Genomic DNA, 12,854 nt, shown 5'->3' with positions numbered 1-12,854 from the left:
TCGACACTGAGCCCCGGTTAAAAAGCGCTGCACAACCGACCACCACGGGTCGTTGTCCACACACGTGCCCCCGGTGGGGGTGCAACCGTTGTGGTACGCAACCGCTGACAGTCCCGGCCACTGACACCTGCCCGCGCGCCGGTGACCGCCACACAAGACATCCCCGGAAAAATGGGGCGTTGTTGACACAACTGCCGCATTTTTTTTCCGGGGATGGAAAAGCAGGTGGACGACGGCGCCGACTAGAAGCGCACCGCCGAATGGAAGGGCATGCGTGCCAGCGGGGTTTCGCTGAGCGGGGTGCCGTAGTCGACGGCGTTGATGACGGTGCCGTGTCCGGTGTAGATGCCGACATGGGAGGCACCGGCGTAGAAAGCGATGATGTCACCGGCCTGCAGGTCCTGGTAGGCAACCGGGATTCCCTGCGCAGCCTGGGCATACGAGGTGCGGGGAATGTGCTTGCCGACCTGTGCGTAGGCCCAGCTGGTCAACCCCGAGCAGTCGAAGGCGTTCGGGCCGGTGGCACCCCACTGGTAGGGGGCGCCGATTTTGGTGGCGGCGACATCGACAATGCGCTGCCCCTCGGCCGGAAGGTTGCGCACCGGGATTTCCGCGAAAGCGGAGTAGTTGGCATCCGAGGCCTGGCCGGCCAGGGAGGGAACCCACTCGGCGATACCGGGAACGGCACCGATGTTCGGCACGTTTTCCAGACCCTGGACCTCAAAACGGATGTCCGTGTTGGGAACCTGGACTTCGGCGGCCTGTGCGGCGGAAGCCAGTGCGGCGGAAGCCGACAGTGACAGAGCTGACACTGTAGCGGTGCGTTTTGCAACGTTGTTGCTCCGGCGGCTGTGTTTACCCACGGTAGAAAATCTCCAAATCGTCTGTGCCGAAAAAGGCGGTGCTGTAACATCGGCGCACCCCCTGCCGATGAACCGGCTGCCCGGAACTTTTCCGGACGGGATCTTTTTCGCGATGTTCGCCGCCGCACCCGTATTACGGCCGTGCCGTTTCCGGCCGACCCGGTGCGACTTCCACTTTTCAAGCGGCAGCACTTCCGGCGATCGTCATAGTTGAAGGCACACCAAACGCTGTGCCATTCGCAATGTCTCGATCAGGTTACGAAACCTTGGCGCCGTTGTCCATCGAACCGCCCCGGACACGACTGTAACCTTACCGTTATTTTTCCGCGATCGAGCGGTCACCTTCTCAGGAAACACCGCACCCCCTCCGTGCCGAACGATCCCGCCCGCACCCAAAACCTGCACGCTCACCTGCCACTTCACCACCCTAGCGACGCCCGCCGATAACGAACGCATCTCGGCTTGGTGACTACCGGGAAAACTCAGCGAACACCCAGGTGTGATACTGGACACAACTTGTCGATTGGGACGGTTTGGCGTCCCACTACCCGGCTCCAGGCGCACTGTCCGGCAAAAACTGCACGTTACTGCTGTGGAAAGCCGTGATGGGTGTGATTGAAGTGATTGGCGCCAGTCGGTGCCCAACACCGTGTTGTACCCGGCAGCGCCGGAGCGCTGCACCCCGCCCCGCCTGAGAGCCATTCCTTTATATATAAGAATCCTGATACAAAGCCCTTATTTTCGGTCGCACCCCACCCGCGCCATGGATTCACACAGTGCCCAGGGTCCCCGGGTCCGGTACGCGGCATGCGCAGTCGAACCCGCGACAGGACGGGAAACCACCACTGTCGTCCAAGGGCCACCAAGCACCAGAGACCACCACCCGGCCCCGGACGCTCCTGCACCCTGTCCTGCATTGGTCTATCCTGGCCGCATGCGTACCATTCGTAACACCACGCTCGCTCTTGCCACCACGGTCAGCCTGATAGGGGGTTCCGCCACCGTCGCCGTCGCCGATGAGGTCCCTGCCACCGCGGTCCGGGTCGCCGCCGAAAACACCGACACCCACAACGCCGCACCCCACGAGGATGAGGGAAGTGCCGGCGGCTATGAGAAGCCCCTTATTCTTGCCGGCGTATTCATTGTCTTAATCGGAGCCATCGTCACCATCGGCGACATGGTCAAAGAAGGCACCCTCGCCATTCCGGGCATCACCCCCGCCAGGTAGTTCCCGCCCGCGAGCCTCATCGTTTTATCCCACCCACGTTTGCGCGCCCCGCAACGTCGACCCGGAGACAACACTCCGGATCGGTTGCGGGGCGCTTGTGCTGCATGTCGTTTCAGACACTGCGGATCGGCCGTGGCCCGAATCGCGGCACACCCTTTATCCGGCGCACATCGACCAGCACCGGCCCCAGCGCCGCTGTCAGCGGCGCTGGGGCCGTGGGGACTTGGAGCAGGAGCCACTCCCCTGGCCCGGCCCGGTCAACGGCGCCTGACAGAGATGACAGGCCCCGGCGGTGTACCGGGTACCCGCGGTGCTTTCTGGCCCCCGGGTGTGCCCGCTTGCCTATGTCCGCCGGCTTGACGCCTCGGTGCCGCTGCTCGGTTGTTTTTTTCAGAACCCGCCATCAATGTTCCGCTTCGCCTGCCCCGTGGGTACCGCCGCTCACCGTGGCCGGGACGCCACAAAGCCCCGCTACCGTCTGCATCAGCAGAGGTGCGGGGCTTTGTGTGTTCGTGCAGTTGGTTTTTCGGACCCAAACTAAAGGGATCGTCGGGTCCCTCGAGGCTTCATCCCGGGCCTGGGGCCACCCACGGTGGCTGCGCGCCGACCGTGTCGGTGGTGGCCTTCGGCTGGTCCGGAACCGTCAGCGCTCTTTCGCGGCGTCCAGGGCCTTGTTGTGTTCCTGGAGTTCGCGGAGCATCCGAAGCTCTTCCTCGTGGTTTTCTTCTTCGATGCGGCGGGCCTGTTCGACAATGTCCGCCGGATCGGATTTCAGCCAGGCACCGCGGGCACCGTGGCCGGAGAAACCGAGCTCGTTCATCTGCTTCGGAACCTTGGCGCCGGCGTACTCCAGCGGAATCGGGTGGCCGTGCTCGTCCACCGGGCCGAGCGGTTGGTGGATTTCGAGGAAAGCACCCTCCGGGGTCTGGATGATATGCCCGGTTTCGACACCGTGTTCCAACACGTCGCGGTCGCTGCGCTGCAGGCCGAGACAGATCTTGTAGGTGATCCAGTAGGCGGCCGGCGGGACGATGATCAACCCGATACGACCCACCCAGGTCATGGCGTTGAGCGAGATGTCGAAGTGCATCGCAAACAGGTCGTTGCCACCGGAGAGGGTGAGCAGCGAGTAGAAGGCGAGTGCCATGACACCGAGGCTGGTGCGGACCGGAACGTCACGCGGGCGCTGCAGCAGGTTGTGGTGCTCGTCGTCGCCGGTCATCTTCTTCTCGATGAAGGGGTAGGCGAACAGCAGGACAACCACGATGCCGAGCATGATGGCGACCCAGAACACGGCCGGGATGGTGTAGTTGCCGAGGTAGAGCTCCCAGGCCGGCATGACACGGGCGGCACCGTCTGTCCACAGCATGTACATATCGGGCTGCGAACCGGCGGACACCTGGGCCGGGTTGTAGGGGCCGAGGTTCCAGATGGCGTTGATCTGGGTGACACCGGCAAACAGGGCCAGCATGCCCATGGTCAGGGCACCGAAGGCGATGGACTTGACGGCGAACACCGGCAGAATGCGGATACCGACAACATTGTTTTCGGTGCGTCCGGGACCGGGCCACTGGGTGTGCTTCTGGAACCACACCAACGCCAGGTGCATGGCGATCAGGGCGAGGATGATGCCCGGGATCAGCAGCACGTGCGCGATGTAGAAACGGTTGAGCATGATGTCCGACGGGAAGTCGCCGCCGAACATGGCCCAGTGCATCCAGGTGCCGATGATCGGCAGGGACAGGATGATCGCGGACATGATGCGGAGACCAACACCGGAGAGCAGGTCGTCCGGCAGGGAGTAACCGAAGAAACCTTCGGCGACACTCAGCAGCAGCAGGATGCAGCCGATGATCCAGTTGGCTTCACGCGGGCGGCGGAACGCACCGGTGAAGAAGATACGGACCATGTGGGCGATGATCGAGAAGGCGAACAGCAGGGCGGCCCAGTGGTGCATCTGCCTGATGAACAGGCCACCGCGGACCTCGAAGGAAAGGTCGAGGGCTGTCTTGTATGCGCGCGACATTTCCACACCGCGCAGCGGTGCGTAAGCGCCGTCGTAGATCACCTTGGTGATCGACGGGTCGAAGAACAGTGTCAAGTACACGCCGGTCAGAAGCAGCACCACAAAGCTGTAGAGCGCGATCTCGCCGAGCAGGAAGGACCAGTGGCTGGGGAACACCTTGTTGATGTTCGGCCGGACCAATCCCGCGACGTGCAGACGTGAGTCGAGGTTATTTCCTATTTTCGCGGCTTTGTTGCTCATGACTTACGCTCCCAGAAGGCCGGGCCAACCGGCTCGATGAAGTTTCCGGCGGCGATGAGGTAGCCCTCTTCGTCGACGGTGATCGGCAGCTGCGGCAGAGCGCGGGCAGCGGGGCCGAACATGGGCTTACAGAACTCGAGCACGTTGAACTGCGACTGGTGGCACGGGCACAGAATGCGGTTTTCCTGCGCCTCGTACAGCGATGTCGGACAACCGATGTGGGTGCAGATCTTCGAGTAGGCGTAGTAGTCGCCGTAGTGGAAGTCTTCCTGCCCCTTGCGCTCGATGACCTTGGCGGCGTCCGCGGAACGCAGCCTGATCAGCATCACGGCGTTGCGGGGGCCGTGAATGGAGTGCATGTGCTCTTCATAGACATCCGCATTCGGGTTGTACAGGTCGCCGTCGTTGACCATGTCCTCCGGCAACGGGAAGACGGTCTCCATACCGGCGGCGTCCAGATCGCCCGGGCGCATGCGCACCAGGCGGGAAATGCCCTGGGTGGTGAAGTGGCCGTGGTGTTCTTGGGCCATATTGCCGGTGTCGCGGCCGAGGTAAAGCTTGACGCCTTCCTCATGCAGGGTCCAACCCGAGGTCCACAGGGTGCCGTCACCCTGCACGCCGAGCTTACCGGCTTTCCACGGGTTTTTGATCATGCCGCCAAGCGGCAGAATGATCGACAGGCCGGCCAGGGCTGCGCCGGTGGCGGCCAGTCCCTTGATGACCTTGCGTCGGCCGATCATGGAGGTGTTCCAGGAATCGTCCAGCAGGGCCACCAGGGTGCGGCGGTCAACCTCGTCGGAGGGGCCGTCGTGGCGTTTCTGCACCGAAATTTCCTGCGGGATGAAACGCTTGACGTAGTTGACCATGCCGATACCGAGGAAAATGATCGACAAACCGATTGTCAGACCCAGCATCGGCGTGTAGAGGCTGTACATCCACAGACCCTCTTGGCCGAGGTACTTGTACTCCCAGGGCCAGAACAGGTAGACGAGGATGAAAGCCAGGGCCAGCACCACACCCAGGGTGAGGTAGATACCCACCATCACCGCGGCGCGTTTTTCGGCCGGATCATTCGGAATGGGGAAGCGCTCCTTGCGGAACGCCACCGTGACACCGTCAAGTTCGGTGCCCAGGCGCGCCAGCTCCTCGTTGCTCATCGCATCGAGTTCAGCGGTCGTGTACTTCTTTTTCTCGTCGTGGCTCATGACTTCGATCCAATCCACAGTGCGGCGGCGATCAGAATCGAGATGCCGACCAGCCACATGAACATGCCTTCAGTAACCGGGCCAATACCGCCCAGGCCGTAACCGCCGGGGTTAGGGGTGTACTGCGAGGACTTGATGAAGGCGATGATGTCCTTCTTCTCGTCCGGGGACAGCTGCCGGTCGGAGAACTTCGGCATGTTCTGCGGACCGGTGAGCATGGCCTGGTAAATCTCCTGCTCGTTGGCGGGAGCCAGCGGCGGAGCGAACTTACCGGAGGACAGCGCGCCGCCCTTACCGGTGAAGTTGTGGCAGGAGGCACAGTTCAGGCGGAACAAGTCGCCACCGCGGGCAACGTCAGCCGGATCAATGCCATCTGCTTCTGACCAGTTGGCGCCGCGGAGGTCCTCCATGGCCAAAACACCGTCTTTGTGACGGACCAGACCGGGACCGCCGCCGGCGGAGTTGATGTATGCGGCCAGAGCGAGCGTCTGCTGCTCGGTGTACCGCGGGGTCTTGCGGACAGCCTGTGCTTCGTTACGCAGCATCGGCATACGGCCGGAGTGCACCTGGAAGTACACGGCACCTTCGCCGACACCGATCAGTGAAGGACCGCGGTCTTTGACGCCCTGCAGGTTCTGCCCGTGGCAGGTCACGCAGGCGACGTCGTAGAGCTGCTTGCCTTCGGCGGCGAGGGCCGCCTGGCTCTGCTGAGCTGTCGCTTCTTGAACATCCGGTGTCAGAGCATTGGCCAGAAGGCCCGCGCCGGTGAGACCGAACGTGAGAGCGAGAGCACCACCAAGGGTGCGCTTCACCTTCTTGTTCCTTCTCACCTTGCGGGCGGCCTTCGCCTGCCCGGTCGTCTGTGGGTTGGTTTCCATCATTTCCCTTAAAACGTGGATCGGAAAATCGGGGTTTTGTCGCGTCAGAGTTCCGCCCCACCGCCTGCACCGCTGAGTGAAAACGGTGCCCCTACCGGCTGCGCTCCCCTGAATGTCAGGGAAACGGCTACCCGGCGGCGGATGAGACGTCTAGTGGAACATCTGCTTATGAAAGCCCCTGGGGCGTTATCGGATGAAGTAGATCGTGATGAACAGGCCGATCCAGACAAGGTCAACGAAGTGCCAGTAGTAGGACACCACCATTGCCGCTGTCGCCTGGGCGGGCGTGAACTTCGCGAACGTCACACGGAGCAGAACAATCACAAAGGCCAGAACGCCCGCGAGGACGTGGGCCGCGTGGAATCCGGTGGTGATGAAGAATGCCGACCCGTAAACGGAGTTCTGGATCGTCATGCCTTCGAGCACCAACTCGGTGTACTCACCGATCTGACCGCACAAAAACACCAGGCCCAGAAGGGCCGACAGTGCGTACCAGCGGCGGAGACCGAAGACGTCACCACGTTCTGCTGCGAAAACGCCGAACTGTGCTGTAAAGGAGCTCGAGATCAGAATGATCGTGAAGAAAAGGGCGTACGGAAAATTGAGATGATCCGCGCCATGCTCCCAGCTTCCTCCCTGGCCGTTCGCACGCGACACAAAGTACATCGCGAACAAACCAGCGAAGAACATTAACTCTTGAGACAGGAACACAACGGTTCCGACACTGACCATGTTCGGACGGTTCAGTGCCGCAACACGCTGTGGTGCTGCCATACCTGTGTTTCCAACTGCGCTCGTCACGTCTATCAGTATGGCGGCTCAAAGCACCTGAGTCATCTCAAGCCCCCCACACTTTTTTGATGTCCGTCTAAGGATTTGCGCGCCGAGGGCTGTGTCAGTTGCGCAAAAAAATTTTGAACTTTCTCGGAACTTTTTGCTCCCGCCAAACGACGGGCTGTTTCCGCTGGTCGCACACCCCGGCTCCTCCCCCCGCTGCCGGGGTGTGGAAAATAGCGCTTACCACCCCCGCCAAAAATGAACCTGACACCGGCGCGTCTCGGTTTTTCCATGAGAGTTATCTCACATTTTCCAAACCCCCCACAAGGGCAGTTTCCAACTTTAGTTTGACCCTATTTTTCAGGGGATTTTCCCCACCGGGACACTTTTCCCCTTACTCCGGCCGGGCCACCGAACCCGGTGCAGAACCCGCTCCCACAACCTCGCGACTGTGTCAGCTGACGCACACACCCTTCTCCCCTCCCCCACCCGGACACAACCGTTGCCCACTGCCGGTGATCTCCGCGAAATTGTCGTGTACAGGCAATCCGCGGGCGCAACGGGTGACAGCCTGAAATGACACGGTGGTGGCACAGCCCGGAGACTTCGCCGCAACCAGGCACCCCGCTCGGGGAGCAACGCCCAAGCCCGGCGGCCGGGTCGGCACCGCACTTTTCAGCACACGGGACTCCGGCTCCCGCACATCGCCCATTCGTCACATGTGACGGTTCCCGCTCCTTCCCGAATTTTTTGACACGCCCCTGACTCTCCCCCGATCAGGACCACCGGAACTCACACGTTGTGTCCGGGTCTGTAGGCATTTTCCACTCGACGGTATCCGTTTTGCCACTGTGGGAAATACTTCGCCGTTTCCACTACCCGGACAACAAGTGTGTGGTCTGTCCATCTGCCAAATGCGGGGTGACCGGCCCGCCGGGTCCGTGAAACAACCAGGGTGACCGTCGGTGAGAAAATCAAATCTCCCTGAGCGCCAGATGAAAGTCTTCTCATCGGCTTCGGTAGCTTTCGGAGACACTGAAATACACGACAACCCCGCACCTGTTGTCCGAGAAGGACAACAGTGCGGGGTTGTGTTCAGGAAGTGTGGCAGCTGGGGGCTGTTTTTCCGGGACGGTGTGTTGACCGCCCGAGCTTTCCGGCTGCGGCAGACGCTACATTCGCGGCCTAGTGCTTCTCGCGCGGAAGGCCGTACTGCAGGTTGAGCATGGTGCCGAAGAAGATCAGCATCACTGCACCCATAATCAGCAGCCAGTACATCATGAACGCGATGGCAATACCCATCAGGGCGATGGCCATCGACATGGCGAAGGGCCAGATGGATGACGGCCCGAAGAAACCGTAAAGACCGGCATTATCGGCGACCTCGGCCTCTTCCCAGTCCTGCGGAAGGATATCCATGCGACGCTCGGTCAGGTGGAAGTAGCTGCCGAGCATGGCAGTCAGTCCCATGGCAAGCACCAGGCCGGTGGTGCCGGCCCATTCAAGACCGTGAATGTAGCCCGCATCCTCAACGTAGATCGTTCCGATGATGTAGACGACCGTGCAGATGAACAGGAAGACTGTCAGACCATAAAAGATCTTGGCCGTAGATTTCATTGTGTTTTCCTTCCCTGCTTACTGTGCAGTCTTGTTCAGGTCGACCGTGTTGCCATCCGACTCGATGGAACGGGTGCCGGTGCGGTCGGTCAGGAACGGGGAGGTGGAGGTGGCGTAGGGGGCTTCGCCAATGAACTTCAGGGCTTCAGAGTTCGGAGCCTTCGGGTTCTCTGCGCGGTAGGTGATGTACTTTTCGAACTTTTCGGGGCTGACAGCTCGAACCTCGAAGTTCATCATGGCGTGGTAGGTACCGCACATCTCGGCGCAGCGGCCAACGAAAGCGCCTTCCCGCTCGATCTTGGTGATCTGGAAGCGACGCTGGGAGTGGTTGGCTTCCGGGTGCGGGTAGGCATCCCGCTTGAACAGGAACTCCGGAACCCAGAATGAGTGGTTGACGTCAGCCGAGGCGAGATCAAACTCGATGGCGGTGTCGGTCGGGACGACGAGAACCGGAACCTCTTCGGAGGTGCCGAGGGTCTCGATCTTGTCGAAGTGGAGGAAGGAGATGTCCGACTTCGACTTGCCGTGAATCGGGCCGTCCTCGATCAGGTCGCCTTCTTCGTGGGCGTACTTGGCCATCTTCGCGCGGTAGACCTCGTCGACGACCGACGCTTCGGCAGCTTTCTGGCGGTCCTCGTCGGTGCCGTCCCAGTAGCCCTTCTCGCTGTTGGTGACCGGAAGACCGAAGCCCTTGACCCAGCCGTAACCGAACTTCCAGTTCCACTGGTAGGCGGTGACGTCAACATGGACCTGCGGATCCTTGTCGAGGGCATCCACCCGGTCCTGTGTCTGCACTGTGAAGAAGAACAGAACCATCACGATGACAACCGGGACGGTGGTTAAGACCAATTCCAGCGGAATGTTGTACTGCAGCTGCTTCGGGATGGGATCTTTGCCCTGCTTGGCCGCCTTCTTGGCGGAGAAGAAGAAGATCGAGTAGATCATCAGGCCCCACATAATGATGCCGATGGTCCACGCTGCGACCCAGACCCATTCCCAGAAATTCTCCATGGCGTGGGCCTCAGGGGTGATGCCGTCGGGCCAGCCAAGCTGGAAAATAGCCCAGCCCGGACCCTTGACGTCACAACCGGTGAGCGTCAGGGCTGCGAGAGCCAGGCCACCGAGACCGGCGGCCTTGCGCTTGAAGCCCGTGAAAATGCGGTGTTGCACGTGTGTCTGCCTTCCTGTCCACACTTCATTAAGTTTCGTATGGTCTTCGGGTTTTCCTTGAATCATGACGCTACAGCACATAGCGGGTGAGCCAGCATGTTTTCGCGCCATAGATACGGGTGAACCCGCGGTCCCTGATAAACCAATGAGGATTTTATCTCATTGACATGCACGCGAACCAATGCGCAAGTTCCCCCGCATCTGCGATTTTCCGACATATCAACCATAGGTTTGCCCCCATGTGGGCGGATACTGCAGGGGCAACGACTCCGTCGGGTGATGCTTCCGGACCCGGTACCAGTTCACCCCCGCCCGAATCGGGGCAGTGTGCACGGTGTTTTCATGGGGCGCACAATAACGGAAAGTCCTATCACACGTGTCGGGGCGATAACTTTCAATTTCGGAGCCGCATCCAAAATGTGCGCTTTGCCACTTTTCGCTTCCCCGACCGCCCTTTTGGGGGGATGCGCCCCACCCCCGGCACATGCGGAAGCTGACGGCACGCTCCCCACCTGCTGTTTTAGCCGCTGTCGCGGAAAATCCGGGAATAGTTCCCGGATACGTCAGTCGTGGTGTGCCGCCCTGTCCGCAGCCGGGCAACGGCGGATCTGCTCACTGGTGACGGGGATGGTGTTTGGGCCTGCACCAAACGCCGGCGGGACGCCGCTGACCGATGCCCCGGGGAGCAGGCGGTAGGCTGACACTCCGTTGGTCAGCACACCGGTGCTGCACCAGTTAGCCCCTGACGTTTATTGTTGCCGACGGCTGAGGGCACCGCGGGATTGTGTGGCGCACCCACCTGTCTTGTTGTTGTCGTTGACAGCGAAGGTGGTGTTGCTTTTAACCACAACGCCCCGCGGTGCGGCCGGGAGGAAGGTTGTCCGAAAACCATGTGTGGTCTACTCGGAATGCTGTGTGCCCATGACGATGCACAGCGGTTTGTTCCCGCCATTGAACAGGCTCTGCCCTGTATGAGACACCGCGGTCCGGATGATTCGGGTACCTGGCACGACGAGACCGCCGTATTCGGTTTCAACCGCCTGTCGATCATTGATATCGCCCATTCCCACCAGCCGTTGAGCTGGGGGCCGGAAGGCCAGGCGGACCGTTACGTGATGACGTTCAACGGCGAGATCTACAACTATGTGGAGCTGCGGGAAGAACTCGAGGAACTCGGGTACCAGTTCACCACCACCGGTGACGGCGAGCCGATCATTGTCGGCTACCACCATTTCGGCGCCGCGATTGTTGAGAAGCTGCGCGGCATGTTTGCCGTGGCCATCTGGGACACCCGCGAGCGCCGGCTTTTCATGGCCCGCGACCGTTTCGGCATCAAACCGCTTTTTTACGCCACCACCCCGGACGGGACCGTGTTCGCCAGCGAGAAAAAGTCGATTCTTTCCATGGCCGAGACAATCGGGCTGGACAAAGAAATAGATGTCCGCGCCCTCGAGCACTACATTGACCTGCAGTATGTTCCGGAGCCGGAAACGTTGCACTGCGGTATCCGCCGTCTGGAGTCTGGCTGCACCGCCACGGTGCGTCCCGGCGGACAGCTGGAGATCACCCGCTACTTCGAGCCGAAGTTCGAAACCGTTCCGGTGCCGGTCGATGAGCAGCAGGATCTCTACGACCGGATCGCGGCGGCCATGGAGGATTCCGTGGCCAAGCACATGCGCGCCGATGTCACGGTCGGTTCCTTTTTGTCCGGTGGCATTGATTCGACGGCCATTGCCGCCCTGGCCAAACGCCACAACCCGAATCTGTTGACCTTCACCACCGGCTTTGAGCGGGAGGGCTATTCGGAGATCGATGTGGCAGCGGAATCGGCCGCAGCCATTGGTGCGGAACATATTGTCAAGGTCGTCTCCCCGGAGGAATACGCCGACGCGATTCCGAAGATTATGTGGTACCTGGATGATCCGGTGGCTGACCCGTCACTGGTCCCGCTGTACTTCGTGGCCGCCGAAGCCCGCAAACACGTCAAGGTGGTGTTGTCCGGGGAAGGCGCCGACGAATTGTTCGGCGGGTACACCATCTACCGGGAGCCGCTGAGTCTGGCCCCCTTCGAGAAAATCCCGTCCCCCCTGAAAAAGGGTCTGCGCCGCATCGGTGCCCTGCTGCCCGACGGGGTCAAGGGCAAGTCATTGATTGACCGGGGCACCATGCCGATGGAGGAGCGCTACTACGGCAATGCGCGTTCCTTCAATTTTGAGCAGCTTAAACGGGTGATGCCCGCCGCCCGGCCGGAGTGGAACCACACCGATGTCACCGCCCCCATCTACGCCAGGTCGCAGGAGATGGATCCGGTTGCCCGCATGCAGCATCTTGATTTGTTCACCTGGCTGCGCGGCGACATTCTGGTCAAGGCGGACAAAATCACCATGGCCAATTCGCTGGAGCTGCGGGTTCCCTTCCTCGACAAGGAAGTCTTCGCGGTCGCCGAGCATATTCCCTACAACGAGAAAATCGCCCACGGCACCACCAAGTACGCGCTGCGCAAAGCCATGGAACAGATTGTTCCGGCCCACGTCCTGCACCGGAAGAAGCTGGGGTTCCCGGTGCCGATGAAACACTGGCTCAAAGGCGACGAGCTGCACGGCTGGGCGCAGGACGTCATCCGTGATTCGCAAGCCGATGACCTGATCGACAAGAAAGCCTGCCTGGAGATGCTGGCCGAACACCGCCGCGGGGAAACAGATCATTCCCGCCGGTTGTGGACGGTGCTCACCTTCATGGTCTGGCACGGAATTTTCGTCGAACAGCGCATCGACCCCCGAATCGAGCAGCGCGACTACCCCGTGGAGTTGTAGCGCTATCCCGGCCCACCCGTCCCGGTGGAGCCGGAGG

The 12,854-nt window shown here is 61.0% G+C and carries 9 protein-coding genes; 2 read left to right on the top strand and 7 right to left on the bottom strand.

The genetic code is table 11. From position 1 onward, the window contains the following. Positions 1-242: 242 nt before the first annotated feature. Complete coding sequence (locus JZY06_RS00275) at positions 243-863, bottom strand: C40 family peptidase (protein ID WP_207117490.1); 621 nt, start codon at positions 861-863, stop codon at positions 243-245. 934 nt (positions 864-1,797) lie between these two features. Between JZY06_RS00275 and JZY06_RS00270 the strand changes: the two genes are divergently transcribed. Beyond that, the gene (locus JZY06_RS00270; protein ID WP_207117489.1) at positions 1,798-2,091 is read left to right on the top strand and encodes a hypothetical protein; all 294 of its coding nucleotides are present in this window, start codon (positions 1,798-1,800) and stop codon (positions 2,089-2,091) included. 643 nt (positions 2,092-2,734) lie between these two features. Here the strand turns inward: JZY06_RS00270 and qcrB are convergent. The 6 genes from qcrB to ctaC all read right to left on the bottom strand — a co-directional run bounded on the left by qcrB (position 2,735) and on the right by ctaC (position 10,004). Continuing rightward, a complete protein-coding gene (gene qcrB / locus JZY06_RS00265) occupies positions 2,735-4,357 on the bottom strand; it encodes a cytochrome bc1 complex cytochrome b subunit (protein ID WP_207117488.1) in 1,623 nt (540 codons plus the stop codon). Continuing rightward, the gene (qcrA, locus tag JZY06_RS00260; protein ID WP_207117487.1) at positions 4,354-5,562 is read right to left on the bottom strand and encodes a cytochrome bc1 complex Rieske iron-sulfur subunit; all 1,209 of its coding nucleotides are present in this window, start codon (positions 5,560-5,562) and stop codon (positions 4,354-4,356) included. Before qcrA ends, qcrB begins: the two co-directional genes overlap by 4 nt. After that, the gene (gene qcrC, locus JZY06_RS00255; protein WP_207117486.1) at positions 5,559-6,443 is read right to left on the bottom strand and encodes a cytochrome bc1 complex diheme cytochrome c subunit; all 885 of its coding nucleotides are present in this window, start codon (positions 6,441-6,443) and stop codon (positions 5,559-5,561) included. Before qcrC ends, qcrA begins: the two co-directional genes overlap by 4 nt. Before the next feature lie 183 nt (positions 6,444-6,626). Continuing rightward, positions 6,627-7,241: an aa3-type cytochrome oxidase subunit III gene (gene ctaE / locus JZY06_RS00250; protein ID WP_207117485.1), complete on the bottom strand. Its 615-nt coding sequence runs from the start codon at positions 7,239-7,241 to the stop codon at positions 6,627-6,629. Positions 7,242-8,402: 1,161 nt separating this feature from the next. Further along, positions 8,403-8,834, bottom strand: a complete 432-nt coding sequence (gene ctaF, locus JZY06_RS00245) for an aa3-type cytochrome oxidase subunit IV (RefSeq protein WP_207117484.1) — start codon at positions 8,832-8,834, stop codon at positions 8,403-8,405. A gap of 18 nt (positions 8,835-8,852) precedes the next feature. Then, entirely contained in the window at positions 8,853-10,004 is a 1,152-nt protein-coding gene (gene ctaC / locus JZY06_RS00240) for an aa3-type cytochrome oxidase subunit II (protein ID WP_377768991.1), read from the bottom strand. Positions 10,005-10,894: 890 nt separating this feature from the next. On the opposite strand from ctaC, the gene asnB reads away from it, so the two are divergent. Further along, positions 10,895-12,817 (top strand): asparagine synthase (glutamine-hydrolyzing), encoded by a 1,923-nt coding sequence (gene asnB / locus JZY06_RS00235; RefSeq protein WP_207117482.1) that lies wholly within the window; start codon positions 10,895-10,897, stop codon positions 12,815-12,817. Positions 12,818-12,854: the final 37 nt, after the last annotated feature.

The sequence above is a fragment of the Corynebacterium mendelii genome, from assembly GCF_017307055.1.
In the GTDB taxonomy this organism is placed as follows: domain Bacteria; phylum Actinomycetota; class Actinomycetes; order Mycobacteriales; family Mycobacteriaceae; genus Corynebacterium; species Corynebacterium mendelii.
Note: the sequence above shows the minus strand (reverse complement) of the source record. Positions and strands in the feature narration are given on the sequence as shown.

Excerpts from the sequence above, each read along its gene's own strand:
- JZY06_RS00270 (WP_207117489.1), top strand. The coding sequence starts at position 1,798 with ATGCGTACCATTCGTAACACCACGCTCGCTCTTGCCACCACGGTCAGC.
- qcrB (WP_207117488.1), bottom strand. The coding sequence starts at position 4,357 with ATGAGCAACAAAGCCGCGAAAATAGGAAATAACCTCGACTCACGTCTG.
- qcrA (WP_207117487.1), bottom strand. The coding sequence starts at position 5,562 with ATGAGCCACGACGAGAAAAAGAAGTACACGACCGCTGAACTCGATGCG.
- qcrC (WP_207117486.1), bottom strand. The coding sequence starts at position 6,443 with ATGATGGAAACCAACCCACAGACGACCGGGCAGGCGAAGGCCGCCCGC.
- ctaF (WP_207117484.1), bottom strand. The coding sequence starts at position 8,834 with ATGAAATCTACGGCCAAGATCTTTTATGGTCTGACAGTCTTCCTGTTC.
- asnB (WP_207117482.1), top strand. The coding sequence starts at position 10,895 with ATGTGTGGTCTACTCGGAATGCTGTGTGCCCATGACGATGCACAGCGG.